The sequence below is a fragment of the Paenarthrobacter sp. TA1.8 genome (genome assembly GCF_048595705.1).
Lineage (GTDB): Bacteria > Actinomycetota > Actinomycetes > Actinomycetales > Micrococcaceae > Arthrobacter > Arthrobacter nitroguajacolicus.
Genome location: NZ_CP184287.1, coordinates 3,985,619 through 4,011,117, shown reverse-complemented (window position 1 = coordinate 4,011,117; position 25,499 = coordinate 3,985,619). Strand labels below are relative to the sequence as shown.

Here is a 25,499-nt window from a genome sequence, read left to right as displayed (position 1 = left end):
GGTCACCATCGCGGTCACCCCGCCCCTTTCGTGTTGGGTGCAGGTGTTAGGGGCGCAGCGTCAGCGGACGACGGCGGCCGTCAACTTCGGTGGTCGGCCAACGGTGGTCAGTGGTCAGGACACGCAGGCCGGAATCCGTGAGCAGCACCGTGTCCTCGATCTTCACGCCGGGCCCCGACGGGTTCCACGTGAAGGGCTGGTTGAGCACCACCGTGTCCGTGACGTCAGCGGTGACCCTGGGATCGCGGCCCGCGTAACCGGCCGGCCCGCCCTGGTGGTGAAGCGTCCACTGGTCATCGCCGAAACCGTGCCGCGCATAGGACTGCTTAATCTCGGCGAAGATCTCGTTGAGGCGGGCCCCGGGCACCGTGGCCCGGAAGATGTCGGCCTCAACAGCGGCGATGCGTGCCTCGGCGTCGAGCTCCCGGGGAGTGCCGGCGTCGAACGCTACCCAACGGGTGACGTTGGCAACCAAGCCGTTCCGGCGCGCGCACACCACGGCCATGGCGCGGCGTCCGAGGGGGGAATGCGTGGCGAGCGGGTGCCGGAAGTCGCTACGGGAAGCACCATTGCAAAGTAGGACAAGCGGCTCGGCGCCCACCGCCACAATCCGCGCTGCCAGGTCCGAGATGAGCTGGAATTCCGTGGTTTCCGGGGTCGCAGCCGTGAGGACGTCCGTCATGGCTGCGGCTGCGACGGCGGAAAGTGAGGCGTACCGGGCTGCCTCGGCAGGCAGTAGTTGCTGGCGAGCCGCCCGCAGCTCCGTGGCGACGGCTGCTTCCGCCAGCGGGTTGCCATCAACGGCCAGGCCCGCCGCGGCCGCATGCAATTGGCCGTGCCATGGAACCGTGTCCAGGCTGACCCCGTCCGGCAATTCCTCAGCAGCGATCCGTCCGGCCTCATTGTTGAAAGTGACCAAGTGGTCGCCGGAGCGGTCTACCAAGAGGGCCGCGATGGGGTCGCCGGCCAGGCTGATATGGACCCGGCTGCCGTCCAGATACCAGGTAAGGGCCGTATTGGTTGTGAGCAATAGCGAGTCGCGGCCCGCAGCGTCCAGAATGTCCAGCACCCGCTGGCGCTTTACCGCGCGGTCGGCAACGTTGCCGGGCGCAGTGGCCGCAGTCAGGGCCGGCGTGAATTGAGTAGGCGTGGTCATGCCGATTCCCCCAAAGTGGTGATGAGTTGTTCAATGTCTTGTGTTGCCAAAAAGCCGTCCGCGATGAGCACGGTGACAGTTCGTTTGACCGGGCGGCCGGGTTCGGTTGCCACCGGCGCATCCCACGCCAAGGACAGGCCGACGCCGGGGTAGCCCGAGTGCCGCACGAACCAAGGGTCAGGCGCTTGGGGCGCTGCAAGAAACACGAGCGTGGCCGGATGACCCAGCCCGGGATCGCCGGCGACGTGCGAGGCCCCGGCGGGTCCGGCGTCGAACGTTCCGGACCAAGCCAGCCATGGCGCTACGCTGCCGTGCACGGCGTCCTCGCCCCTCGAGCCGGGAGTCCAGATGGTGGCGTCGCCGACCTTCGGCAGCCGCCAGAAGAAGCCACCGTAACCGCCCTGCGGCCGCCCGTTGGAGCCGGGGCTGCCCAGTAGCACTGGACGCCCCGTGGCGGATTCCAGGGTGAAATCCAACGTGAGTTTCCACGCTGAATTTCCGACGGCGGCCCAGCGCCACTCCCGTTGTTCGCGGAGTACCGGTGATCCGTCGGGGCCGAGCCAGCTCAACTGTTCGCGCCGCTCTCCGTCAGCGTGGTCCGCGGCTTCAACCACAATCTGTCCGTGGTCTGTCCGCCAGACGTATGCCCCGGCGTCGCGGGTGTAAGTGCGGCCGCCCCAGAAGTTGATGCCGTCAACGTCCTGGAGGGCAACTCCTGCTCCGAGATGCCACACGTGATCCTCCGGGACGTGATCGGTAACCACGGTGCCGGCGAGCGTCCGCACGGGGTGGAGGTAGGGCCGCGGCGACGACGTAGGCCGGATGCGGGATCCGTCCTGCAAAGTTGCGACGGGCGTGCCGTCAATATCCAGGGTGGGTCCGCCGGATAAAGTCCAAGGGGCGCCGAGCTCAGCAAACGTGGCCTGCCCCAAGGTTGCCCGGCGGATTAGCGACTCGATGCCATGCACCACGGCGTGGGCGTCGTCGCCGGTGCCCTCCCAAGTGATGAAGTCCGAAGGTATCTCCCGGGGTGCATCGGCCGTTCGGATGGCCTCCAGGACCGACACATACGCGCCGGCCCCGGAGAGCGGGCTGAGGAGGTCCTGCTCGCTGGTGGCCGCCAGCAGGTTCTCCAGCAAGTCGATCCGTCCGTAGGTCTCAGTCCGGACACCCTGTGGAGAGGTGATCTCCAGGCGGTCCTCCGTATAGAAGAGCGTGAGCTGCCCCAGCGTCCCGTAAATGGCGACCGACGGCGCGGACTGTACGGGAGCGCAGAGCGTCAACGCGCAGGTCAGGACAGTACCGCCTGCCATCCGGACCCTCACCACGGAGGTGTCGTCACTTTCGGTGTCGTTTGCCCTGTAGAGGTCGGTATCCACGGATTCAACGTCCGCCACTGTTCGGGCACCAGCGAGCCGTAGCCCGGTAGCCACAGCGTGGGCCAAAGCGTTGGTGGCCACTCCGTCCACAACGTCGGTCCCGTTGATGCTGCGTTTCCCGGCCCATCGGGACCGCTTAAAGTACGCCTTGCTCCGCAGCCACTGCCCCGTGGCGCTGATGCCGCGGACTTCGCCGATTTCGCCGGATTCCACCAGGGTTTCGATCGCGGGCAGGGCCTCTGAACCCAAGCTCTGGAAACCCACCTGCACCAAGCGGCCCGCGCTCGCGGCCGCTGCCATGACCTCCTGGTACTGCGCCATGGACGCCACCGGTGGCTTCTCCAGGTAGACGTTGGCCCCGGCCTTGAGGGCAGCGAGGGCAAGCGGCGCGTGCGTCTGGATAGGCGTGGAGACAATGACGACGTCAGGGGCGGTTCCTGCAGCCAGGAGCTCGTCAAGGGAAGCAAAGACCGCAACGTCGGGGCCGAGCGTTCCCTCTTCCGGGGGGTGCGGATCGGCCACAGCAACCAGCTCGAGGGTACAGTCAGCACCCAGGCGAGCAAGGTTTTCGAGGTGACGTTCGCCGAAGCCGTGCACGCCCACGAGTGCGATGCGAGGGAGCCGGGCATTGCCTCCCGCTGTGGTGACGGTGAGGGGTTGTGTCATTGGTATGTCCTAGTGGAATCAGGTGTGGGCGTGCTGGTGAGTTGGCGGGGCTGCAAGGTTGCGGTGAGGAAAGACGCGGCTTCGTCCTGCATGGCCGGGGTGAAAACGTGGGGTTCCTGCCAAAAGCTCCCCGTGTAGCGGGCCGGCATATTCTCCATGAGATGGTGATGGGCATCGCGCATTCCCTGTTCCGGGAAAAGCTGATCAGCCAGCCCGTATTGGACCAGGACCGTGGCACTGGAGCGGACTGACAGATCCGGCCAATCCCCGAGCTTGGCCAGCCCGGGAGTGTGCAGCAACCAAGAGTGTGCGTCCAGGTAGGAGGGCAGGAGCGAGCCGAACGTTGTCATCATGCACGTCACCACGTAACTCCGGATCAGCGGGCTCAGGGCACCGAGCACCATCGCCCGCCCACCACCGCCGGAAAAGCCAACGCAGCCAAGCCGATCCATGTCCACGCCCGGAAGCGATGCAAGGACACCCAATGCCGCGAGGTCGTCGTGCGCAACGGTCCCGGTAACACTGGTGCCGATCAGCGTTGCGGCCTTCGCCACCGTTTCCTCGTGGGCGGCAGCCGCTGCGTTGAACCGTTCCGCTGCGGAAAATTCGACGCCGGCCTCCCGCCAGAGTGCCTCCTGGCCGCTGACCGCCTTGGCAGTTCGCCAAGGAAGAGGATCGAGTCCGAAGCGGCGGCTGCCCCACATGAAGGTGTCGTGGGCAAGGACGGCGAAGCCCTGTTGAGCCAACCATGTGGCCAGTGCCCGGCCGCCATAGAGCTTGGCCCTGACATCGAGGGGCGGCAACCCAAGCGACACCGAACCGTTGGCGTTGCCGGGCCTCTCGCCCAAGGGGGCGCCGCCGTCGGGATTGTCCCCGCCGTCGGGATTTTCCCCACTGTCGGGTCTGTCCACGCCGTCGGGCAGGGACACAAGCCGCTTAGCACCGTAGGCCTTGATCCCACCGTGGCAGTGCAGGGCGAGCAACCCGGGCAGCGGCCCCGCGGCGCCGGCCGGCCGTACGAACCACGCGGACGTCCTTGGCCCGAAACCCAACTGCCACTGCAGGCGCGAGGTGATGACGCCGTCGTGCTCTGATTCGGACTGCACTGCGTACTCGAGATCCGGTGTTACGGCGGGCACGCCGAGTGTGTCAGCGAGTTGCCGGGCATCCTCGGAGTGGGCGGTGAGCCGATTCCGGGCGACGTAGGCTGGCCAATCCTCGTAGCCAGCCAGTGCGCTGGGGCGGGTGGGGGATGCTGCCATGTCAACGGCGGTCATGGCAGGCGGAGTCGGTGGGAAACAATAGTGTCCTGCCTTATCGGTGCGGAAGGGTGTGCGGTAGCGCACGCCGGGTTTCTTCAGCGTGGAAAACACGTTCAAGCAACACTGCAAGAAAACGCTTTCTCAAAAATTAGCAAAAGGCTGTACATGGGTCAAGAAAACGTTTACTTTGGTACGGAGCCGCTGAACACCGGGACCTGAGCCTGGCGCTTCCGAGGGGTAGCGCCGCACTAATGGCGGCGTCTTGGGCGGCAAGCACCAACCACACTTGTATTCCGTGGATGGCCACGATGACCAAAGGAGACCACATGGCCGCTGTACTACGCACGGGGACGCCGCAAGGCGTTCGCGCTCCGGCAAGGGGGAAGCAATGAGCGCTATAGGCGAACTCTCGACGATGACCCGGCGCAAGGGTCCCATGTCCAAAGAAGAGAAGAAGGCGAACGGCCGCGACAACAAAGCCGCCTATATTTTCCTCCTTCCGTGGCTGATTGGCCTGGTCGCCATCACCGTGGGCCCCATGCTGATGTCGTTGTACTTGTCCTTCACGGACTACAACCTCCTGCAGCCGCCGGAATGGGTGGGGTTGGATAACTTCGTCCGCATGTTCGGTGATGCCCGCCTCCACAACTCGCTCCGCGTCACGTTCACGTACGTGCTGGTGGGTGTGCCGCTACAGTTGGGCGTGGCCCTGCTGATTGCCCTTGTCCTGGACAAGGGGTTGCGCGGGCTGCCGTTCTACCGCTCCATTTTCTACTTGCCGTCCCTGCTGGGCGGATCGGTGGCAGTTGCCATCCTCTGGAAGCAGATTTTCGGCACCACCGGCCTGGTGAACCAGGTCCTGGCGATGATTGGCATTGAGGGACCCGGTTGGATCTCTGACCCCAATACCGCTCTGGGTTCCATCATTCTGCTGCACGTGTGGACCTTTGGCAGCCCCATGATCATCTTCCTGGCCGGCCTTCGGCAGATACCCGTGATGTATTACGAAGCAGCCAAGGTTGACGGTGCCACCACGCTGCAGCAGTTCTGGCGGATCACCCTCCCGATGCTGAGCCCCATCATCTTCTTCAACCTGGTGCTTCAGATCATCGGATCGTTCCAGTCGTTCACGCAGGCGTTCATCGTCTCCGGCGGCAACGGCGGCCCGTCCGACTCCACCATGTTCTTCACCCTGTACCTGTACCAAAAGGGCTTCGGTCAGTTTGATATGGGCTACGCCTCAGCGATGGCCTGGTTCCTGCTGGTCATCATCGGTGTCTTCACCGCCATCAACTTCATCGCTTCAAAGTATTGGGTGTTCTACGATGACTAAACTCCAGACCCTCCCCGCCGCCTCCGATTCCTCCTCAGGGAAGGACGGCAAGAGCCCGCGACGCCGCGAATCTCCAGGCAGCCTGGCCTTCAGCCGCAGCGCCCGAATCAAGGGCCTGGTCAAGCACGCCATCCTGATCATCGTGGGCGGGGTGATGATCTACCCGCTGCTGTGGATGGTAGTTTCCTCCCTGCGACAAAACGACCTCATCTTCCGCGAACCCGGCCTGTGGCTCGAGAGCCTGGAGATGAGCAACTACACCGATGGCTGGTCCGCCCTGACGCACCCGTTCGGGCACTACATGGTCAACTCGGCGATCGTGGTCCTCGGCTCGATCCTTGGCAACCTGATCTCCTGCTCCATGGCTGCCTACGCATTCGCCCGCCTGCAGTTCAGCGGCAAGAAGATTTTTTTCGGCGTCATGCTGCTGACCATCATGCTTCCGTTCCACGTGGTGATCGTCCCTCAGTACATCCTGTTCTCGCAGATCGGCTGGGTGAATACCTTCTGGCCGCTCATTGTGCCCAAACTCCTTGCGACGGACGCGTTCTTCGTGTTCCTGATGGTCCAGTTCATTCGAGGTATCCCGAAGGACCTTGATGAGGCAGCCCGCATTGACGGTGCCGGCCACCCCAGGATCTTCCTCCGCGTCATCCTGCCCCTGATGGTTCCGGCCCTGGCCACCACAACCATCTTCACGTTCATCTGGACCTGGAACGACTTCTTCGGCGCCCTGATCTACCTCACGGACCCGGACATGTTCACAGTTCCTGTTGCTCTTCGGGCGTTCGTCGACTCACAGTCGGCAACCAGCTGGGGATCGCTCTTCGCGATGTCCATTGTGTCCCTGCTCCCCGTGTTCCTGGTCTTCCTCTTCGGCCAGCGGTTCCTCATCAAGGGCATCGCCACCACGGGCATCAAATAAAACAACTAGAACAAGTCGGTGTCTTGTAATACAAGATTGTGACTTGTATCATAATCGTAACGAGAAAACGCTTTCTCAGTTCGCATCGAGATCAAAGAAGATCGGAGACAACAGTGCCGGTGAATCCAAAGGGTGAAGCAGTCGCCCCCGCAACTGCCTCAAAAGCCCGCGCGTCAGCGCCGAAGGGAGAGCGCAGGCGCCGTGCCTCCGCCCTCGTTGCGGCCACAGCTGCAACAGTTCTTGCCCTCACCGCCTGCGGTGGCGGCGGAGGGCCGGAGGCAAAGAGTGCCGACGGCAAGGTGGAGCTCCGCTTTTCATGGTGGGGCGGGGACAAGCGTGCACAGCTGACGCAGGAAGCAATTGCCGCCTTCGAAGCCGAAAACCCCAACATCAAGATCAAGCCCGAGTACGGCGATTGGAGTGGCTACTGGGACAAGCTGGCCACCCAGGTTGCAGCCAACGACGCTCCGGACATCATTCAGATGGACGAAAAGTACATCACGGAATACTCCACCCGCGGCGCACTACTGGACCTCTCCAAGTACGACGTCGATACGTCCAAGCTGGATGAGGCCGCGTTGAACGCAGGCAAGGGCGAGGACGGGCTGACCGGCATAGCCGCGGGCATCAATGCCGCCACCATCCTCGCCAACCCGGCAGTCTTCCAGGCCGCGGGCGTCCCGCTTCCTGACGACAAGACATGGACCTGGGAGGACTTCGAACGCGTTGCGGCCGAGGTCACGGCCAAGTCCCCGAAGGGAACGTACGGTGCGGCTGCCTACGGAACGGATGAAGCCTCCCTTGGCGTGTGGCTGCGGCAGAACGGCAAGTCGCTTTACACCTCGGATGGCAAGCTTGGCTTCGAGCCCTCGGACATCAAGGGCTACTGGGAATTTCTGAAGCAGATGAGCGAAAACAAGGCGGTACCCACCGCCTCGGAAATCGTTGAAGCTGAGGCTGCGCCGTTGGATCAGAGCGGACTCGCCACGGGTAAGAACGGCATGGCGTTCTGGTGGTCAAACCAGCTTCCGGCGCTCGAGAAGGCTGCCGGCGGCGAGTTGCAGATCCTCCGGTTCCCCTCCAAGACGGGCAAGGCCGAAGATGCCGGGCTCTGGTACAAAGCCTCGCAGTTCTGGTCTGCATCTTCGCGGACCAAGCACCCGGAAGAGACTGCAAAGTTCATCGATTTCCTGACCAACAACGTCAAGGCCGGCGAGATCCTCCTTGCTGACCGCGGCGTGTATCCGAACTCCGAGGTCCGCGAGGCAATTGCTCCGAAGCTGGCCAAGGCAGACGTGAAGGTGGTCGACTTCATCGGCGCCATCAAGGAAGAACTCGGGGAGGCTCCGGCAGCCCCGCCGAAGGGCGCAGGCGCCATCCAGGAAATCATCAAGCGGTACACCTCCGAGGTCATGTTCAACAGGCTCTCGCCGGAAGAAGCAGGCAAGAAGGCCGTGGACGAAATGAAGTCCGCCATCAGCTAGCCCCTTCTAAACGGAAACCGCGCCCCGGGCGAATCATTCGTGATCCGCTCGGGGCGCGGTTTTTCGTGTTTCCACCCAACTGGGTAGCAGATGATGTCGTTATGACGCGTCATAACGGCATCATCTGCTACTTACTTGGGTCGGTCTTCCGCGATGACGGCCACGGCTCCGGCGGGGACAACGCCGGTGAAGCGTGCGCCGCTGAGCAGTTCGCCGCCGTCGGCCTTCACGGTAACGTCTTCCTGGCCGTGGTTGATGGCGAACAGGAAGCTGTGGCCGTCGGCGGCGCGCCGCCGGACAAGTTCGACGCCGGAAGACACCTCGGTCGCGGCCGTCACCCCTGCTTCCTCCACGAGCCGGGCGGTCAGCGAGTCGAGACCATCGGCGTCGGGAAGCGTGGCGAGGTACCAGGCCGAACCTGATCCGACGGTTCGCCGGGTCAGGGCCGGGACGCCGTGGAGCGGGTAGTCGGTGAAAGTTGCCAGAACCTCCGTGCCCGGGGAGGCGTGTACGTGCTCGCTCCACACGGTTCCGGCTGTTCCGGGTTCAAATACTGTTCCGTCGCTCAACGTGACCGACGTGCCGGGGAAGAGCGGGTGGAATTCCTCGCTCCGCACCCCCAATAGTTCGCGGAAGGCGCCCGGGTAGCCGCCAAGCCGCACGTGGTCCCGCTCGTCGACGATGCCACTGAAGTAGCTGATGAGCACCGTGGCACCGGCCTCAGCCGCGGCAGCAATCGAGGTAGCCGCGGTGTCCGTCACGGAGTACAAGGTGCACACCAAAATGAGGTCATAGCCGGACAGATCCGACGACGGGTGCACGAAGTCCGCAGTGATCCCGCGCAGGTACAAGGAGCGGTGGAAGGCGCGCATGGTATCGAGGTATTTCAGCGAGTTGTTCGGGTGCGAATCCAACTCCGAGGCCCACCAGGCTTCGTAATCGAACACGATCGCAACCCGGGATTCCACGCGGGAGCCCTTGACTGGTTCCAGTTTGGACAACGCATCACCGAGATCCACCACGTTCCGCCACACCTGCGTGTCACGGCCGCCGTGGGGCACCATGGCCGAGTGGAACTTCTCCGAGCCGGCCTTGCTTTGCCGCCACTGGAAGAACATGACGGCGTCGGCGCCGCGGGCTACGTGCGTCAGCGAGTTGCGGAGCATTTCGCCGGGCATCTTGGGCTGGTTGTGCGGCTGCCAGTTCACCGCCGACGTCGAATGCTCCATGAGGATCCATGGCGCACCGCCCGCCACCCCGCGGGTGAGGTCGGCGCTGAAAGCGAGCTCGATTTCGCGCTCCGGGTCCGCAGCCACGAGGTAGTGGTCGTTGGCGATCACGTCCATATCCTTGGACCAATCGAAGTAGTCCAAGGCTTTGGTGGCGCTGGAGACCATGAAGTTGGTGGTTGCCGGGATGTTGGGGGTGACCTCGCGAATGACGGCCAGCAGCTCGCGGTAGTAGTCGATGAAGGCCCAGGAGTTGAAGCGTGCGAAGTCCAGCTGCTGCCCGGGATTGAGGGTGGTGGGCGCGGCCCCCGGTGGGATGATTTCGTCGAAGGAAGCGTAGTGCTGCGACCAAAACGCCGTACCCCAGGCCTCGTTGAGGGCTTCGACGGAGCCGTATCGTCGTTCCAGCCACGACCGGAAAGCGGCTGCGTCCTCCTGGCCGTGGAACTCGCCAACGTGGCAGCCAAGTTCGTTGTCCACGTGCCAGAGCGCCAGGGCCGGGTGATTTTTGTATCGTTCGGCGAGCACGCGGGTCATGGCGGTGGAGTACCTGCGGTACACAGCCGACGACGGCGTGTAGTGGCGTCGTGAGCCCCGCTCCAGCCTGATTCCTTCCGCGGTGATGGGGAGAATCTCAGGGTATTTGCGGGCCAGCCAAGCAGGGGGAGAAGCAGTGGCTGTTGCTAGGGCCACTTTGATGCCGGCCCCGTGAAGGTTGTCCATGACCTCGTCCAACCAGCCGAAATCGTAGTGTCCTTCAGTGGGCTCCAGGAGGCCCCACGAGAAAATGCCGACGCTGAGAAAGTTGACGCCGGCCTCTTTCATGAGCTCGATGTCCTCGTGCCGGATGTCTTCCGGCCACTGCTCCGGGTTGTAGTCGCCGCCGTAAGCGATGCCGTCGAGACTGTTCCAGAAGGACGGACTGCGGGGGATTTCGGGGGAGGTCAAGGAGACTCCTTCGTCAGGTTGGCAGTGCTGGTACTGATGCTACTGAAGGTATGAGTGCAGCGCATCGGTGAAAATGCGATCTTTGGAAAACGCTTGCCCAGATTCGCGATTAGGGATATTGTATCGATTCAGAACGAGTGTAAGCGAGATCACTGCCACGTTGTAGAGAACTTGGATGCTTGCACCAACTGAGCAAGGAGGCTCTCATGATCGATAGAAGGAAATTCCTCACCACGGTGGCTCTCGGCACTGCATCTGCCGCGTTCCTCTCTGCTTGTGGCCCGTCCTCATCCGCGGGACAGACGGGCTCCGCGGAGAACCCCGTCACCATCAACTACACCTGGTGGGGCAACGACGACCGGGCGGAGCGTACCCGCAAGGCGATTGCCTTGTTCGAGTCCAAGAACCCGGATATCAAGGTGAATGGAAACTTCACAGACTTCGCTGGATATTGGCAAAAGCGCGCTACCGAAGCTGCCGGCGGCGGCCTGCCGGACGTCATGCAGTGGGACCTTTCCTACCTGCGCGACTACGGCCAGCGGAACCAGCTTCTTGATCTGGGCACCGTGAAAATCAACACGGAAGCCTTCGATAAGTCTCTGCTCCCCTCGGGGCAGATCCGGGGCAAGACCTACGGCATCCCCACCAGCACGAACGCCTTCGCGGTTTACTACGATCCCGCCAAGCTCCAGAGCCTGGGCATCGCCGAGCCGGATGGACAGTGGACCTACAAAGAGTTCAACGAATTCATGCTCGAGGTAGGACAGAAGGGCAACGGAGCGTTCTACGGCGGCACTGACTACACCGGGGTGTGGTGGATGTTCAACATCTGGCTGCGCCAGAACAACATCCAGGCATTCACGGACGATGGCAAGCTGGGCTTCACCAAGGACGACCTCAAGAAGTGGTGGAACACTACCGCCGAGCTTCGCGGCACCCCCGCACTCGTTCCTGAAGAGCGGGTCACCCAGCTCGCCCCCAAGTCCGCCATGGGTTCCAACGTCACTGCCAGTGAAGTCACGTGGGACAACTTCATGGCCGGCTACCTGGGCGACAGCGGTGCCAAGGAACTCAAGCTGGTGCCGGTCCCGTCTGACGATCCGGACAATCTGGGCCTGTTCCTCAAGCCCTCCATGCTCATGGTTGCCAGCGCCAAGACCAAGTACAAGGATGCTGCTGCCCGTTTCATCGACTTCATGGTCAACGATCCCGAGGTTGGCCAGATCTTCAAGACCTCCCGCGGTGTACCGGCGTCGAAGACCCAGCGCGACGGCACCACCTTCGAGGGCACGGACAAGCTGGTGGTGGACTACGAGAAGTCCATCGAGAAGTACCTCAAGGACGCCCCCGAGCCCCCCATCGTCGGTTTCGGCACGCTTGAAGCCTCCTTCAAGCGGGTCAGTTCCGAACTGAACTACGGCAAGCTGACCCTGGACGGTGCAGCCGATGCCTGGTTCAAGGAAGCCGAAGACCTCATCAAGCAGAACGCCTGATCAGACCCATGCGTCTGATCCAGGCTTTCCCGACTGACGGACTGATCTCGTGACTCAAAGCCCAACCCTGAGCAGGCGCTCGTCGTCGTCCGCCTCCCCGCAGCCGCGCAAGTCGCGGCGGCGGGGCGCGGATGCCCGCGCCGGCTACACCTTCCTGTTGCCCTGGCTGCTCGGATTCATCGCCCTGACCGTAGGCCCGATGATTTCCTCGCTGTACCTCTCCTTCACCAACTACAACCTCTTCGAAGCTCCCAAGTGGATCGGCCTGGACAACTACACCACCCTCTTCCAGGACGAGCGTTTCCTGCAGTCGGTGGGCGTGACCCTGAACTACGTCATCTTCGGTACCCCGCTGAAACTCGCCGCCGCTTTGGCGATTGCCATGTTGCTCAACAGCAAGCGCAAGGGCCAGGGCTTCTACCGGTCCGCGTTCTACGCACCGTCCTTGATCGGCGCGTCCGTGTCCATCGCCATTGTCTGGAAGGCGATGTTCGGTGACGCCGGCCCCGTGGACCAGGGCTTGTCGTTCTTCGGGATCAACCTCGGTGGTTGGGTGGGCAACCCTTCCATGACCATGCCCATGATGATCCTGCTGACCGTTTGGCAGTTCGGTGCCCCCATGGTGATCTTCCTAGCTGGCCTCAAGCAGATTCCGGCGGACCTCTATGAAGCAGCCTCGATGGACGGTGCCGGTCCAGTGCGGAAGTTCATGAACATCACCTGGCCCATGCTTTCCCCGGTGATCTTCTTCAACCTGCTGATGGAAACCATCCACGCATTCCAGATCTTCGCCTCGGCCTACATCATCTCCAACGGTGAAGGCGGCCCGGCAGGTTCCACCCTCTTCTACACCCTCTACCTGTACTTGCGCGGTTTCAGCGACTTCCGGATGGGCTACGCCTCGGCAATGGCCTGGCTCCTGGTGATCGTGGTCGGCGTCATCACGCTGATCTTCTTCAAGACCTCCAAGTCCTGGGTCCACTACAGCGGTGATTCGAAATGACAACCATGGCAACACCCACCCAGCCCGCTCCCACGAAACCATCAGCGGCACCGGTGTACAACCCGAAGTCCGAGTCCACCACGGCCAAGCGCATCAAGAGCACAATCTTCCACATTGTTGCCTTGGGACTGGTGGCGATGGTCCTCTACCCGGCCATCTGGATGATCTCCGCGTCCTTCAAACCGAACTCCGAGATTGGCGGCGCCAACAACGCGTTGTGGTCGAACAACTTCAGCTTCGACAACTTCGTTACGGCCATGGAAGGAATCGGCGGCGTCTCCACGCTGACGTTCTTTACCAACTCGCTGATCCTGGCCGTCGGCGCCGTGGTGGGAACCGTCCTCTCGGCGTCCATTTCCGCCTACGCCTTCGCCCGGATCAACTTCCCCGGCAGAGGCCTGTTCTTCGGCATGATGATCGCCACCTTGCTCCTGCCGTTCCACGTGGTGATCATTCCGCAGTACATCGTGTTCCAGCAGCTTGGCCTGGTGGATACCTACGTGCCGCTGCTGATCGGCAAGTTCCTTGCCGCGGATGCGTTCTTCGTCTTCCTCATGGTCCAGTTCATGCGCGGCCTCCCGGCCGAACTCGACGAAGCAGCCCGCATCGACGGCGCCGGACACGTGCGGATCTTCGGATCCATCATGCTCCCACTGATGAAGCCGGCCCTGATTTCCACCTCCATTTTCTCCTTCATCTGGAGCTGGAACGACTTCCTCGGCCCGCTGCTCTACCTCAACACCCCCGAAAAATACCCGCTCCCGCTCGCGCTGCGGCTCTTCGTAGACCAGACGCAGTCTTCGGACTACGGTGCCATGATCGCCATGTCCGTCCTGGCGCTCCTGCCTGTGCTGGTCTTTTTCCTGGTGTTCCAGCGCTACATCGTCGAAGGCGTTTCGACGCAGGGCCTCAAGGGCTAAGGACAACAGAGAATGAGCACCATGAACGCGACAGGCAAAGCTTCGGGAAACCCCGGGATTCCGGTAAACCGCTTTGCCCTCTTCGCCGAGACCATCCTGGCGGGAGTCATCGTGCTCCTCCTCTCCGTCCCCTTGGTGACGGCGCCGGCTGCCTATGCGGCCGGCGTCGCGCACCTGGAAAGGCACCTCAGCGGAAGGGACGATTCCCTCCGGAGCCTGTGGGGGAATTTCCGCCGCGCGCTTCCCGGCAGCTGGAAGATGGGAATCACGACGGCGGTAGCCGCCGTCGTTATCGTCCTTAACCTGTTGCTCGCCCTGGTGGGTCAACTGCCCGGCCGGGCGGTGATCCTGCCCGCTACGCTGATTTTGGCTGCAGCAGGCGCAGTGCTCTTCCTGCGGATCGCTGCCAATTGGAGCGGTGGCGTCAACTGGAGTGGCGATGCTGACCAGCAACCCGCCGACGTTCCCGGCCCGGAGCGATGGGCGCTTGCCCACTCGCAGGCCAAGGCTGATGGATTGCGGGACTGGACAGGTTCGCTGCTATTGCTTGCTGCAGTTTTCATGACTGTCGTCTTCGTTTGGATGCTGCAGGCTCTGTTCGTCATCGTTCCCGGGACACTGGTCCTTGCCGCAGCTGCGATCAAAATCCGCTCCCATCGTTGAGATCCGACCCAACCCGCTGAATCGAGCAGAACCCTCCGTGTCGCCGCGCCCGTTCCCACCGCGCCCCAAATCCACTGCACCGCGAGCCCGTTCCACGGAAAGCTGGCATTACCCGCTGAGGCACCACAACTACCGGATCTTCGTCACCCTCTCCCTTGTGGGGAGTGGCGGCGTCTGGATGCAGCGTCTTGCTCAGGACTGGCTGGTGCTACAGCTAACGGGCAGTCCGGCCGCAGTAGGCCTCGCCGTTGCACTGCAGTTCCTGCCCATGCTGGTGGTGGGACCCATCAGCGGCGTGCTGGTGGACCTCTTCCCCAAGCGGCGCATCCTCCTGGTCTGCCAGTCCGTTGCCGCGCTGCTGGCTGCCGGCCTTGCCGTGTGGAATGCGATGGGTGGCACGGATGTCTGGGTGGTCTATGCGTCCTGTATTGCCTTGGGCATCACCAGCGCCATCGATGGACCGGCGCGGCAAGTTTTCGTCAACGAAGTGGTGGGCGACCAAGGATTGCCCGCCGCCATCGGGCTGAACAGTGCAATAGGCCAGCTGGGAGCCATGGCTGGCCCTGCGCTGGCAGGCGTGGTCATTGCCCAAGCGGGTCCGGCGGCGGCCTTCGCTGCCAACGCTTTGATAGGCGTATCTGTCTTGGTCATGATCGCGTCCATCAGGCCGGGGGAGCTGCACCATTCTTTGGAAGCGCCTGGTCCCACTGCCCGGAAAGGCCAGATCCTCGCGGGTTTTCGCTTCGTTCGAGCGCGCCCACCCCTGCTGTTGACCATGCTGCTCGCGGGCTTATTGGGTGCCTTCGGCATGAACGGGCCGGTTGTTCTCGCGGCGTTCGCGGACGGAGTGTGGCATAGCGGACCGGCCGGCTTTGGGCTCTTCAACACCGTCAGCGCTCTGGGAGCTCTTGCAGGGGCCTTGGTGGCAACACGGATTAAGCGCTTTGGGCGGAAGGGGATCGTGGCCAGTGCAGGGCTCTTCGGCCTGACGCAAGCGCTCGCTGCCTTGATGCCCACGCAGGAGTGGTTTGTGGTGATGCTCATAATCGTGGGCTTCATGACCCTGGTGTTCCTCACGAGCGCAGCCACTGCGGTACAGCTCGAGGCCGGGGCAAGCGTGCGCGGCAGGGTCCTGGCGCTGTACTTCCCGCTTCTGCTGGGTGGCCATGCCTTGGGTGGCTTGCTGGCCGGGTGGCTCACGGAGGACTTCGGCGTCCGCACGGGGCTTGTGGTCACGGGAGCGTTGGGCATGCTGTCCGCGGCCGTGATTGGCTTCCTGCTCTGGCGCTTTTCGACCCGCCGCCGCGCCTAGCGGGCCGCCGGTAATTGCCGAACACCGTGCCTTCGCGTTGCGGGGCCCGTTCTGCAGGCTATTCATGGCAAATACCATGCAGGGCGGGCCTCACAACGCGTCAGCGAGCACTCATCTGCCTGAAACCAAGCCCTCGATCTCCGCTACATCCAAGATTCCGTCGCTGATCCACACAGTGTTGGTACGGGTGAGGGAATCCCCTGCCGCCAGTTCCACCGCGGCATCCCATGCCAAGGCAGAACCCACCGCCGGGTAGTCGCTGCACCGGACGAACCACGGGTCCGCCGACTCCGAAGGTGCGCCAAACACCAGAGTGGCAGGGCCGCCGTCGAACTTTCCCGCCCAAGCCAGCCACGGCGCTACGGAACCGTGAACAGAAGGCTCGCCCTCGGCTGTGGAGGAGAAGACGCGCGAGGAAGCATTGACTGGAAGACGCCAGAAGAAGCCGCCGTAACCGCTCCCGGCCGCGCCATGGGAGCCGGGACTGCCCAGGGAAACATCCACGACGGCGGTGAGCCGGGTCTCGATCTCGAGTCGCCATGTGCGCGCATCCAGGAGCTTGCGGCTCAGGGAGCGCCGTTCGTTGAGGACGAGGCTGCCGTCGGATGCGAGCCAGTTGAGGTCAAGCGTGGTGGCGTCTTCTTCCCGGGCGACACTCGCTATCTCGATCCTGCCGTGGTCCTTCAAATCCACGTATTTTCCGGCCGTCCTGCGGTAGCTGCGACCGCCCCAGAAGTTGGTCCCGTTGACGTCCTGCAGTGCGAAGCCCGCACCGAGGTGCCACACATGGTCCGAGGGCAGGTGGTCCGTGACCACGATGCCGGCTGGTGTGGACACCGGGTGCAAGTAAGGCCGCGGGGAGAGGCCGGGCTCGAGGTTGCTTCCAGAGCGGAGGACTGCGGTGGGAAGTGCAGCGGCGTCGGTCGGGGTGGCGTCGGGGGAGAAGAGTGCTTCGGCGCCTGCGGTGGTCGGCCGCGCCCAAGGAAGCCCCAGTTCGGAGAAGGTGGCATGGGATCGGGTGGCGCGTTCCAGGATGTCCTCGATGTTCGGGATCACCGCGTGGGCTTGCTCGCCCGTTCCTACCCATTCGACGTATTCCCCGGGAATCAACGCGGGTGCCTCGGCTGTGCGGATAGCTTCCAAAACCCGCATGAACGCGCCGCTGTGATCGAGGGGGCTTAGCAGCGGCGTGCCCTTGGACAGGTGCTGGAGAAGGTTCTCCGTGAGGTCGTCCCGTCCGAAGGTGTGAGAGGTTTCGCCCGCCTCCGTGTGGACTGTTACGCGGTCTTCTGTGTAGTGGAATACCGCCGAACCTTCCGTTCCGTGGAGTGTGACGTAGGGTTCCACGGATTCGGTGGCGCAGAGGGTGAGGGCGCACGTGATGGGCAAACCGCCAATGGTGCGCAAGCGGATCACGGAGGTGTCATCCGCTTCGATATCGTTCGCGCGGTAAAGGTCCGTTTCCACAGTCGCGAGGTCTTTCGCTTCCCGCGCTCCGGCGATGCGGAGCGCCGTGGCGATTGCGTGGGCCAACGGATTGGTGGCGACGCCATCAACCACATCCACGCCGTCGAGGCTGCGTTTGCCTGCCCATCGGGAGCGCTTGTAGTAGGCACGATCCCGGACCCAACGGCCCGTCGCAGAGATGCCCTTCAGGTTGCCGATGCTTGGCAGCGCTTCCGTGGCTTCACCGCCGGCCAACTTTTCCAAGGCCGCGAGGGCGTGGGATCCGAGGCTTTGGAAACCGATTTGGACACTTCGGCCAGCCTGTCCCGCCGCTTCCTGGAGACGGAGGAAGTCGCCCATGGAGGCAACCGGGGGCTTCTCCAGATACAGATCCGCCTGAGAGGCGAGCACAGATAGGGCTAACGGAGCATGTGTCTGAATGGGGGTTGCCACGATGATGACATCCGGACGATGCTCGCCGGCCAGCAGCTCGTCCAGGTTCGTATGGACGGCTGTTGTCGCTGGCAGATCTCCGGGTGCCGGGGGATTGGGGTCGGCCACGGCAACAAGGTCCACCTTGCCCTGGTCGCTGAGCCGTTCGAGGTTCCGTAAATGGTGCGTACCGAAACCGTGAACTCCCACGAGGGCGATCCTGGCAGGGGCGGTCCCGGTGGCAGCGCGAGTCCCGAACGTTGTTGGACTACTGGCGGACTGGGTGTCCATGGCTCTCCTCGGCTGGCGGCAACGATGGCGCGTGACGCCGTCGCCTAGGTCTTCACAAAAGTGTTGGGGCGGGATTAGGCTACACCTCAGCAAGCGCTTTCCCGCGATTGGCTATGTTCAGTTTAGCTCGATCACCCTCAAAATGTAACGATTCAAGCAGCTACAAATTGTTGGATTCAGATGACGTAGGATGTCCTCTAGTGGACGCAACAGCCCCCAGCCTGAATCTGCCCAGTCAGACCCACCTGAACCGGAATGGACCATGCCCCTCTTTGACATTCCCCTAGATCAGCTCCGCACCTACACCTCCACAGCAACGCCACCAGGCGACTTCGAGGAGTTCTGGGACCGCACCATCGCAGATGCCCGCGCACTCCCGCTTGATGCGGTATTTGAGCCGGTGGACAACTACCTCAGTGTGATCAACACGTTTGATGTCACTTTCTCCGGCTTTGGGGGAGACCGCATCAAGGGCTGGCTACACGTACCCGCGCAGCTCGAGCCAGGGGAGCAGCTTCCCGTGGTTGTGGAGTACATCGGCTACTCCGGTGGCAGGGGCCTGGTCAACCAGAACACCCGGTGGGCGCAGGCAGGCTACGTGCACTTCATCATGGACACGCGCGGACAAGGCTACGGTGGCGTTGCCGGCGACACTCCGGATCCGCACCCGTCCGCCGGTGGCATCAACTACGCCGGACTCATGACCCGGGGTGCCGATCACCAGGACAACTACTACTTCCGTCGGGTCTACGTGGACGCCTTCCGCGCGGTAGAAGCGGCACAGAACCATCCCGCCGTCGACCCTTCCAAGGTGGTGCTGACCGGCGTCAGCCAGGGTGGCGGCATCACTGTTGCTGCTGCCGGGCTGACGGCCGGAAGGCTCGACGGCGTTATCGCCGCGCTGCCCGACGTCCCGTTCCTGCAGGACTTCCCCCGCGCGATCGACATCACTCCCCGTGGCCCGTACCCCGAGATCGCGGGATTTTTGGGGCGGCACCGCGAAAAGTACGAGCCCATGCTGGCCGTGCTGAACTACTTCGACGGCGTCCACCTCGGCCGCGCGGCCACGGTCCCGGCGCTGTTCTCCGCTGCGCAGATGGACGATATCTGCCCTCCGTCAACGGTGTTCGCCAGCTTCAACAGCTACGGCACCGGCTCACGAGGACACGGCGGTGCGCCTGAGAAGGACATTGAGGTCTACCGTTTCAACAACCACGAGGGCGGGCAGGAGCACCACTGGATCAAGCAGTTGCAGTTCCTGCGCAAACTGCTGTCATCTTGATGGGCGCGATTTGCCTGCTGTGAAGAACCGCAGTTATGGTGTGGCTATGACTAAGCGTTGGTATGCGTATTTTTCGTTGGCTCTGGAGGGGCCCGCGTCTAACTGACACGCATCCAACTTTCCTTCAGAGCCAACAGGGCAGAGATTATTCTCTGCCCTTCGCCATATCCGGCGGGTTCTGAAAAGGGGCCCGCTCCGCATCCCGGAACAGGACCCAGAAATGACCAGCATCGCCGCAGAACCCACCGCATCGCTCGACTCCGCTGAATCCGGAGCCGCTGCTCAGCCCGCTACCTCCAATCTGCGGGTTGCCCGATTCGAGCCGCTTCCCGCCCCGCAGGACCTCATCGCCGAGTTGCCGCTCGACGGCCGCTCGGCTGCCGTCGTCGACCGTGGCCGCGACCAGGTCCGCGCCATCATGGACGGCGTGGACGATCGCCTCCTGGTGATCGTTGGCCCGTGCTCCATCCACGATCCCAAGGCTGGTCTCGAATACGCCCGCCGGTTGGTCAGCCAGGCCGAGAAGCACAAAGAAGACCTGCTGATCGTCATGCGGACCTACTTCGAAAAGCCGCGCACCACTGTTGGCTGGAAGGGGCTCATCAACGATCCCCACCTGGACGGCAGCCACGACATCGCCGCGGGCCTGCGCGCAGCCCGCGGATTCCTGAAGCAGGTCACCGCATTGGGTTTGCCCACTGCCACCGAATTCCTGGAGCCCATCAGCCCGCAGTACATGGCTGACCTCGTCTCCTGGGGCGCGATCGGCGCCCGCACCACGGAGAGCCAGATCCATCGCCAGCTCGCATCCGGGCTGTCCATGCCTATCGGCTTCAAGAACGGAACCGACGGCGATCTCCAGGTGGCCATTGACGCTTGCGGTGCCTCCGCCGCTGAGCAGGCCTTCCTGGGAATCGACGACGACGGCCGCGCGGCTCTCGTAGCGACCTCAGGCAACCCTGACACCCACGTGATCCTCCGCGGCGGACGCAAGGGTCCCAACTACTCCGCTGCCGATGTGGCAGCTGCGTCATCCAAGCTTGCAGCGAAGGGGCTGAACCCGCGCTTGATCGTGGATGCCAGCCACGCCAACAGTGGCAAGAGCCATCACCGGCAGGCCGAGGTTGCACTGGAAATCGGGGCGCAGCTCGAAGCGGGGGAAACCTCGCCGATTGCCGGCGTCATGCTGGAGAGCTTCCTGATGGGAGGCGCGCAGAACCTGGATGTGGCCAAGCAGCTCGCGGGGGAGCAGGAGCTTGTTTACGGCCAGAGCGTCACGGATGCCTGCATGGAATGGGATGTCACGGCCTCTGTGTTGGAGCAGCTCGCAGCGTCGGCACGGAAGCGTCGTGCGGTGGTTGCGGCGTAGATCCGGGCGCCGGGTGGAGGTTGTCCCCAAGTTACTGGAAGCTCTTTCACATTGGCACCATCAGCCTCTAGAGTATCTAGCACATGGTTGTTTGATGGCTCAGCATCGGCACACCGTTCCACTGGGGGTGTCCTACTGTCTGAGAGCAAAGGAATATGGGAAATGTCCGCGGAGACTAACTTCTCGAATGCGCGTTTCATGACGGTGGCCGAGGTGGCCGATGTCCTGCGTGTTTCCAAAATGACCGTGTATCGCCTGGTCCACTCAGGGGAAATGCCCGCCGTAAGGTTCGGCCGTTCCTTCCGGGTTCCTGAAGAGGCCGTCGCCCAGTACCTTAAAGGTGCCGTAGTGGACGGGCAATCCGAGACCGCCTGAGGGTTTCATGAGTCCGTCCCGCGGACCGTGGTCATAGGGTGCCCCTTTGAAGCGGTACTCTGTTAAGGAACGTTTTACGTCAATGTAAGAATCTGTCAGTTGTACTTGTCTGCTTCCGCGGATCTGTTCCAACAGACAGGAACTTCTAGTTTGTAAGGAACTTTCGTGGGTTCAGTTATTAAGAAGCGCCGCAAGCGTATGGCCAAGAAGAAGCACCGCAAGCTGCTTCGTAAGACTCGCCACCAGCGCCGCAATAAGAAGTAGAGATACTTCATCAAGCGTGAATGCCCGTTGCCTCTCGAGGTGGCGGGCATTTTTGCATCCCAACGCTCTCTCATGTCCTTTGAACTGGTCCCCGATTGTTGGACTGGCTAATTGGGATTTTAGGCTGCGAGGGTCTGGGTCCGGTATTGGACCGGGCTCTGACCGTCGAGTTTGGTGGAGATCCTTTCGTTGTTGTACCAGTGGATGTACTCGTGCAGTGCTGTTGCCAGGGCGTCGGTGCTGAGGAACCGGACGTGGTGGAAGAGTTCTTCTTTGAGGTGTCCGAAGAAGTTCTCCATGACCGCGTTGTCGTAGCAGTTGCCCTTGCGGGACATTGACTGGGTGGCGCCGGCTTCGCTGAGTAGCTGGCGCCAGAACAGGTGCTGGTATTGGAAGCCTTGGTCCGAGTGCACCAACGGTTTTTGACCCGGTTCCAGGCAGGTGATGGCCTGACGCAGCGAGGCGTTGGCCAGTTCCAGGTTCGGGGAGTTACCGATGGAATAGGAGATGATTTGCCGGTCGAAAAGGTCCATGACGGGTGAAAGGTAGAGCTTCCGGTCCCCGACGCGGAACTCGGTGACGTCAGTGACCCACTTCTGGTTCGGGGCATCTGCGTCGAACTCCCGGTTCAGCAGGTTCGGTGCAATCACACCCTGCTCGCCTTGGTAGGAGTTGTAGCGTTTCCGCCGCCGGACCTTGCAGCGCAGGGCCAGGGCGCGCATCAGTTTCAGCACGGTCTTCTTCGCCACCGTCCATCCTTGCTTCACCAGCTCGGTGTGGATGCGGCGATGTCCGTAACGGCCGTGGTTGGTCGTGAAGATCGTTGTGATGGCAGTCTTGAGAGCTTCCTTCGGGTCCGGGGACAGGAGCCGGGCCTGATGATAGAAGAACGTCGAGCGTGCCAGGCCCGCGACCTGCAGCAGAACCGGGAGCGGGTAATCAGCCTTGAGGGCAACGAGGGCTTGAACCTTCACCGTCGTTCCTGAGCCCTCAAGGCCCGCAATTTTCCCAAGTAGGCCACCTCAGCCCGTAACAGCTCATTCTCCCGACGCAGTTGCTCAAGTTCCGAGCTTTCCTCAGCCCGTAACGTGGCCCTGGACTTCACCGGAGGCGCGGTCTCGGACTTCCCTGGCGGCACAGCCTTGGACCTCACCGAAGGCAAGGCCTCGGACCTCGCGGATGGCGTGGTCCCGGACTTCAGGGAAGGCGCACCCTGCCCTTTAGCCGACCTGCCTTTCGATTTAGACCGCAAACCGTCCTCGCCCTCCAATCGATAAGCCCTGACCCATGTCTGCAACAGTTGACGCGAAGACAGGCCCGCTTCAACGGCCAGCTCAGAGCCGGTTTCGCCCGCAAGGAACCGCTGCACCAACGCCAGTTTGACCTCGAAAGAGTATGACTTCGGTGTCTTTGTCACCAGCGCTCCTCGCCCATGAATCCTCCAAAGCCCATACAACGACCTCACCGGCACAGGGGGCGCATCTAGGTACCGTGCAGTCGTCCGATACCCAAGACCCCTCTCAAAACACGCTACAGCCGACACGCGCTGCACCACAGACAAAGAACTACGCGAACTCAAAAAACTGCTCCCCTCAAATCGGAACTGAAAATCTCAGTCCAACTTCAGGGGAGCAGTTCACTTCGGGTTTGGTGGGGATGCTCTCTCACGTCCCTCGGGTTTGGTGGGGATGCTCTTTCATGTCCCTCGGGTTTGGTGGGGATGCTCTTTCATGTCCCTCGGGTTTGGTGGGGATGCTCTTTCACGTCCCTCGGGAAAAGCCCGCACTGACCGCGGGATCCTGCCATGCTGATCGCAGAGCGCTTTTGATCTTCTGCGTGGCTGCCGAAAAGTTGTCTGCCAAGTCGTTCTTGCCAAATTTGAGGACCGTCCAGCCTGCTGCTTCGAATGCTTTGTCGCGCCGCCGATCGCTGAATATTTGTTCCCGCTCGTGGTGATGACCGCCGTCGTACTGGAGGGCCACTCGCCGAGCACGAAAGCCCAGGTCCGCGGACGGGGAGAACGGATCATTCTGTCGGAGCTGCACCTGCAGTTCCGGTTCGGGAATTCCCGCGTCCAACATCGCCAAGCGGAGCAGCGACTCGGGTGCGGAATCGGCGCCCACCCGCATGAGGTCGAGTGCTTCTCTTGCCCGAACAACGCCCTGCAGATTCTTGTGTCGGCCCACCAAATCGCGAAGAGCTTCAAGCGTGGTGAAAGCAGTCTCGCGTTCTTCGAACTCCGGCCTGGGAGTGCGAATGAGCTGGTCGCCCATGCAGACGAGGTCGGGAAGCGGCAGGCGTCGTGCGAGATCCAACCAGGTCCGCGACCGAGTGCTCATCCAGATGCCTTGTACGTACTCGATCTCATCCGCGGAGGCTACTACCGTATGTCCGATCACTCCCTTACGCCGCACTGAGGGGAGATGCCTGGGCTTACTGAGGTGCAATTCGTTGGAATCTGATAACCAGGGTGGGAGAAATGTGCCATGAATCCGGGCAGCGGTTACATGGGAAATCCATGCCCCGGGAGTTGCAGCTGACAGCGATCTTGCAGCCGCCGACAGCTCGAAATCCCAATCGGAAGGCCGATAAACGCCACGGCTGACCCCGTCGATTTTGGCGCGATTCCATAAGCGCGACCGTTTTAGGCCTGCAGCCTCGGCCTCGTCGAGGGTGAAGGGTGCGGCGGTCAGTCGGGGAGGAAGTGGCGCGGCTTTCTGCATACCGGCATTCTTGCCCAGAAACCCTTGAGCCGTCGGAAGTTATCCACAGGCTGATCGAGGTCCACGCAGGATGTGAGAGAGGGACGGGTTTAAGCGCGAGGGATGTGAGAGAGCGTTGGGTTTATGCGCGAGGGATGTGAGAGAGGGACGGGTTTGAGCGCGAGGGATGTGAGAGAGCGTTAAATGCGGGGACCACGGAACTTTGAGAACCCGCGCCACAGCCCATACACAGCTCCGCCGACGGTCGCGGCTTTGAGGCCGAGCGTGGCCGCGCGGCGTCCGGAGCGGAAATCGTAAACGGGCCAATTATTCTCACGAGCGTGCCGCCGAAGCTTCGCATCGGGGTTGATCACCACGGGGTGACCCACCATGGTGAGCAAAGGAATGTCGTTGGCGGAGTCGCTGTAGGCCCAGCAATGGTCCAGATCCAATCCCTCGCGATCGGCAACGAGTTGGACCGCGATCGCCTTGGCAGGTCCGTGGAGGATGTCCCCCACGAGCTTCCCCGTGTACACACCTTCGTCCACCTCACCCACTGTGCCCAAGGCGCCGGTTAGGCCGAGCCGGGTGGAAATGACAGTGGCCACCTCAATGGGCGTAGCCGTCACGAGCCACACCTTCCGGCCGACCCGAAGGTGCTGTTCTGCCAGCGCCTTGGTTCCCGGCCAGATCCGTGACTCGATCATTTCGTCATAGACCTCTTCGCCCAAGGCCTTGATGTCATCAACAGTGATGCCGGCAGCAAGGGTCAGCGCGGAGTCGCGTACAGAGTGGACGTCTTCCATGTTTTCGCCGCGCATGACGAACTTGAACTGCTTCCAAGCGAATCCGGCGGCCTGGGAAAGTGTGAACGCTTTGCGTTCGTACATTTTGCGCGCCACGTGGAAGAGGCTTGCACCCTTCATCAACGTATTGTCGACGTCGAAGAAGGCGGCTTCGCCAGCGTGCTTCCGCACGTGATCCTGTTTTGCCGCGTCCCTCTGCGCGGTGTTTTGCACCAAGGCATCTGCGACCACGGCGGCGTTCTTCTCCTCGGGCATGCCTTGAGTCTAGTCAATCGCCGGGAACTGCGTTGAGGGCGCACAGGCGGAGTCGCCGAAGGGGTTGGGGTGTGAGCGAGCGTTGGCGGGAAGGGGTTGGGGTGTGAGCGAGCGTTGGCGGGAAGGGGGTGGGGTGTGAGCGAGCGTTGGTGGGAAGGGGGTGGGGTGTGAGCGAGCGTTGGGGCGGTTACCTTTGAGACATGGCTATTCCCGACGTCGTACTTCTGACCAAAGCTGACTGCCACCTCTGCACGGAAGCGCGCGCCGCCGTCGAGCGCGTCACGAAAAGCCTTGGCGTGCAGTGGACCGAGCAGAAGATCGACGGCGACCCCCAACTCCAGGAGCGCTTCGCAGAGGAAATTCCTGTGGTGCTGGTTGACGGCATCCAGCGGGATTTTTGGAAGATCGATGAGGAACGGCTCACCCGCACACTGAAGAAAGTCCTGGAAGGCTGAGGTGGGGTTACCCGCAGGTAATGGCTTTTGTTGAGTCCCGCCGAGGGTC

Annotated in this window: 22 protein-coding genes; 13 read left to right on the top strand and 9 right to left on the bottom strand. The window is 62.4% G+C overall.

Annotated features, from left to right (window positions below):
• Positions 1 to 46: 46 nt before the first annotated feature.
• Genes ACNAOT_RS18670 through ACNAOT_RS18660 form a run of 3 tightly spaced genes read right to left on the bottom strand, consistent with a single transcriptional unit; the run spans position 47 to position 4,478 of the window.
• Positions 47 to 1,156 (bottom strand): M24 family metallopeptidase, encoded by a 1,110-nt coding sequence (locus ACNAOT_RS18670; RefSeq protein ID WP_420178933.1) that lies wholly within the window; start codon positions 1,154 to 1,156, stop codon positions 47 to 49.
• Entirely contained in the window at positions 1,153 to 3,201 is a 2,049-nt protein-coding gene (locus ACNAOT_RS18665) for a DUF6807 family protein (RefSeq protein ID WP_420178932.1), read from the bottom strand. The genes ACNAOT_RS18670 and ACNAOT_RS18665 overlap by 4 nt, the downstream gene beginning before the upstream one ends.
• On the bottom strand, positions 3,198 to 4,478 hold the full coding sequence (locus ACNAOT_RS18660; RefSeq protein WP_420178931.1) for an acetylesterase: 1,281 nt from the start codon (positions 4,476 to 4,478) through the stop codon (positions 3,198 to 3,200). The genes ACNAOT_RS18665 and ACNAOT_RS18660 overlap by 4 nt, the downstream gene beginning before the upstream one ends.
• A 373-nt stretch (positions 4,479 to 4,851) precedes the next feature.
• Here ACNAOT_RS18660 and ACNAOT_RS18655 point away from each other — a divergent pair, with 373 nt between their 5' ends.
• The 3 genes from ACNAOT_RS18655 (at position 4,852) to ACNAOT_RS18645 (ending at position 8,205) form a co-directional block, all read left to right on the top strand.
• Positions 4,852 to 5,796, top strand: coding sequence for a carbohydrate ABC transporter permease (locus ACNAOT_RS18655; protein WP_091470463.1), 945 nt, complete (start codon positions 4,852 to 4,854; stop codon positions 5,794 to 5,796).
• The gene (locus ACNAOT_RS18650; protein WP_420178930.1) at positions 5,789 to 6,721 is read left to right on the top strand and encodes a carbohydrate ABC transporter permease; all 933 of its coding nucleotides are present in this window, start codon (positions 5,789 to 5,791) and stop codon (positions 6,719 to 6,721) included. Before ACNAOT_RS18655 ends, ACNAOT_RS18650 begins: the two co-directional genes overlap by 8 nt.
• A 113-nt stretch (positions 6,722 to 6,834) precedes the next feature.
• On the top strand, positions 6,835 to 8,205 hold the full coding sequence (locus tag ACNAOT_RS18645; protein WP_420178929.1) for an ABC transporter substrate-binding protein: 1,371 nt from the start codon (positions 6,835 to 6,837) through the stop codon (positions 8,203 to 8,205).
• Between the two features lie 131 nt (positions 8,206 to 8,336).
• On the opposite strand, the gene ACNAOT_RS18640 is transcribed toward ACNAOT_RS18645, so the two are convergent.
• Positions 8,337 to 10,382 (bottom strand): beta-galactosidase, encoded by a 2,046-nt coding sequence (locus tag ACNAOT_RS18640; RefSeq protein WP_420178928.1) that lies wholly within the window; start codon positions 10,380 to 10,382, stop codon positions 8,337 to 8,339.
• Between the two features lie 206 nt (positions 10,383 to 10,588).
• Between ACNAOT_RS18640 and ACNAOT_RS18635 the strand changes: the two genes are divergently transcribed.
• Genes ACNAOT_RS18635 through ACNAOT_RS18615 form a run of 5 tightly spaced genes read left to right on the top strand, consistent with a single transcriptional unit; the run spans position 10,589 to position 15,773 of the window.
• Complete coding sequence (locus tag ACNAOT_RS18635) at positions 10,589 to 11,875, top strand: ABC transporter substrate-binding protein (protein WP_420178927.1); 1,287 nt, start codon at positions 10,589 to 10,591, stop codon at positions 11,873 to 11,875.
• 49 nt (positions 11,876 to 11,924) lie between these two features.
• Positions 11,925 to 12,878, top strand: a complete 954-nt coding sequence (locus ACNAOT_RS18630; protein WP_091470469.1) for a carbohydrate ABC transporter permease — start codon at positions 11,925 to 11,927, stop codon at positions 12,876 to 12,878.
• Complete coding sequence (locus ACNAOT_RS18625) at positions 12,875 to 13,798, top strand: carbohydrate ABC transporter permease (protein WP_091470471.1); 924 nt, start codon at positions 12,875 to 12,877, stop codon at positions 13,796 to 13,798. Before ACNAOT_RS18630 ends, ACNAOT_RS18625 begins: the two co-directional genes overlap by 4 nt.
• A 21-nt stretch (positions 13,799 to 13,819) precedes the next feature.
• Positions 13,820 to 14,461: a Poxvirus protein I5 gene (locus ACNAOT_RS18620; RefSeq protein WP_420181191.1), complete on the top strand. Its 642-nt coding sequence runs from the start codon at positions 13,820 to 13,822 to the stop codon at positions 14,459 to 14,461.
• Between the two features lie 37 nt (positions 14,462 to 14,498).
• Positions 14,499 to 15,773 (top strand): MFS transporter, encoded by a 1,275-nt coding sequence (locus tag ACNAOT_RS18615; protein ID WP_420178926.1) that lies wholly within the window; start codon positions 14,499 to 14,501, stop codon positions 15,771 to 15,773.
• A 111-nt stretch (positions 15,774 to 15,884) separates the two neighbouring features.
• Here the strand turns inward: ACNAOT_RS18615 and ACNAOT_RS18610 are convergent, their stop codons facing one another.
• A complete protein-coding gene (locus ACNAOT_RS18610) occupies positions 15,885 to 17,942 on the bottom strand; it encodes a DUF6807 family protein (protein WP_420178925.1) in 2,058 nt (685 codons plus the stop codon).
• Positions 17,943 to 18,204: 262 nt separating this feature from the next.
• Between ACNAOT_RS18610 and ACNAOT_RS18605 the strand changes: the two genes are divergently transcribed.
• From ACNAOT_RS18605 to ACNAOT_RS18590, 4 genes are all read left to right on the top strand, one after another.
• Positions 18,205 to 19,224: an acetylxylan esterase gene (locus tag ACNAOT_RS18605; protein WP_420178924.1), complete on the top strand. Its 1,020-nt coding sequence runs from the start codon at positions 18,205 to 18,207 to the stop codon at positions 19,222 to 19,224.
• A gap of 220 nt (positions 19,225 to 19,444) precedes the next feature.
• Complete coding sequence (locus tag ACNAOT_RS18600; protein ID WP_420178923.1) at positions 19,445 to 20,593, top strand: 3-deoxy-7-phosphoheptulonate synthase; 1,149 nt, start codon at positions 19,445 to 19,447, stop codon at positions 20,591 to 20,593.
• 162 nt (positions 20,594 to 20,755) lie between these two features.
• Positions 20,756 to 20,968, top strand: coding sequence for a helix-turn-helix domain-containing protein (locus tag ACNAOT_RS18595; RefSeq protein WP_017199160.1), 213 nt, complete (start codon positions 20,756 to 20,758; stop codon positions 20,966 to 20,968).
• A 165-nt stretch (positions 20,969 to 21,133) separates the two neighbouring features.
• Entirely contained in the window at positions 21,134 to 21,232 is a 99-nt protein-coding gene (locus tag ACNAOT_RS18590; protein ID WP_003792170.1) for a 30S ribosomal protein bS22, read from the top strand.
• Positions 21,233 to 21,351: 119 nt separating this feature from the next.
• Here the strand turns inward: ACNAOT_RS18590 and ACNAOT_RS18585 are convergent, their stop codons facing one another.
• The 4 genes from ACNAOT_RS18585 to ACNAOT_RS18570 all read right to left on the bottom strand — a co-directional run bounded on the left by ACNAOT_RS18585 (position 21,352) and on the right by ACNAOT_RS18570 (position 24,995).
• On the bottom strand, positions 21,352 to 22,206 hold the full coding sequence (locus ACNAOT_RS18585; protein ID WP_281453350.1) for an IS3 family transposase: 855 nt from the start codon (positions 22,204 to 22,206) through the stop codon (positions 21,352 to 21,354).
• Positions 22,203 to 22,649: a helix-turn-helix domain-containing protein gene (locus tag ACNAOT_RS18580; RefSeq protein WP_420178922.1), complete on the bottom strand. Its 447-nt coding sequence runs from the start codon at positions 22,647 to 22,649 to the stop codon at positions 22,203 to 22,205. Before ACNAOT_RS18580 ends, ACNAOT_RS18585 begins: the two co-directional genes overlap by 4 nt.
• 343 nt (positions 22,650 to 22,992) lie before the next feature.
• The gene (locus ACNAOT_RS18575; RefSeq protein WP_420178921.1) at positions 22,993 to 23,571 is read right to left on the bottom strand and encodes an endonuclease domain-containing protein; all 579 of its coding nucleotides are present in this window, start codon (positions 23,569 to 23,571) and stop codon (positions 22,993 to 22,995) included.
• 563 nt (positions 23,572 to 24,134) lie between these two features.
• Positions 24,135 to 24,995, bottom strand: a complete 861-nt coding sequence (locus ACNAOT_RS18570; RefSeq protein ID WP_420178920.1) for an HAD family hydrolase — start codon at positions 24,993 to 24,995, stop codon at positions 24,135 to 24,137.
• Positions 24,996 to 25,195: 200 nt separating this feature from the next.
• On the opposite strand from ACNAOT_RS18570, the gene ACNAOT_RS18565 reads away from it, so the two are divergent.
• Positions 25,196 to 25,450 carry a glutaredoxin family protein gene (locus tag ACNAOT_RS18565; protein WP_017199157.1) on the top strand — a complete coding sequence of 85 codons (255 nt, stop codon included), beginning with the start codon at positions 25,196 to 25,198 and terminating at the stop codon, positions 25,448 to 25,450.
• The last annotated feature ends 49 nt before the right edge of the window (positions 25,451 to 25,499 follow it).

What these genes read in the sequence shown, in the direction of transcription:
- ACNAOT_RS18670 (WP_420178933.1), bottom strand. Translation starts at nt 1,156, where the DNA reads ATGACCACGCCTACTCAATTCACGCCGGCCCTGACTGCGGCCACTGCG.
- ACNAOT_RS18665 (WP_420178932.1), bottom strand. Translation starts at nt 3,201, where the DNA reads ATGACACAACCCCTCACCGTCACCACAGCGGGAGGCAATGCCCGGCTC.
- ACNAOT_RS18660 (WP_420178931.1), bottom strand. Translation starts at nt 4,478, where the DNA reads ATGACCGCCGTTGACATGGCAGCATCCCCCACCCGCCCCAGCGCACTG.
- ACNAOT_RS18655 (WP_091470463.1), top strand. Translation starts at nt 4,852, where the DNA reads ATGAGCGCTATAGGCGAACTCTCGACGATGACCCGGCGCAAGGGTCCC.
- ACNAOT_RS18650 (WP_420178930.1), top strand. Translation starts at nt 5,789, where the DNA reads ATGACTAAACTCCAGACCCTCCCCGCCGCCTCCGATTCCTCCTCAGGG.
- ACNAOT_RS18635 (WP_420178927.1), top strand. Translation starts at nt 10,589, where the DNA reads ATGATCGATAGAAGGAAATTCCTCACCACGGTGGCTCTCGGCACTGCA.
- ACNAOT_RS18625 (WP_091470471.1), top strand. Translation starts at nt 12,875, where the DNA reads ATGACAACCATGGCAACACCCACCCAGCCCGCTCCCACGAAACCATCA.
- ACNAOT_RS18620 (WP_420181191.1), top strand. Translation starts at nt 13,820, where the DNA reads ATGAACGCGACAGGCAAAGCTTCGGGAAACCCCGGGATTCCGGTAAAC.
- ACNAOT_RS18610 (WP_420178925.1), bottom strand. Translation starts at nt 17,942, where the DNA reads ATGGACACCCAGTCCGCCAGTAGTCCAACAACGTTCGGGACTCGCGCT.
- ACNAOT_RS18605 (WP_420178924.1), top strand. Translation starts at nt 18,205, where the DNA reads ATGCCCCTCTTTGACATTCCCCTAGATCAGCTCCGCACCTACACCTCC.
- ACNAOT_RS18600 (WP_420178923.1), top strand. Translation starts at nt 19,445, where the DNA reads ATGACCAGCATCGCCGCAGAACCCACCGCATCGCTCGACTCCGCTGAA.
- ACNAOT_RS18595 (WP_017199160.1), top strand. Translation starts at nt 20,756, where the DNA reads ATGTCCGCGGAGACTAACTTCTCGAATGCGCGTTTCATGACGGTGGCC.
- ACNAOT_RS18575 (WP_420178921.1), bottom strand. Translation starts at nt 23,571, where the DNA reads ATGAGCACTCGGTCGCGGACCTGGTTGGATCTCGCACGACGCCTGCCG.
- ACNAOT_RS18570 (WP_420178920.1), bottom strand. Translation starts at nt 24,995, where the DNA reads ATGCCCGAGGAGAAGAACGCCGCCGTGGTCGCAGATGCCTTGGTGCAA.
- ACNAOT_RS18565 (WP_017199157.1), top strand. Translation starts at nt 25,196, where the DNA reads ATGGCTATTCCCGACGTCGTACTTCTGACCAAAGCTGACTGCCACCTC.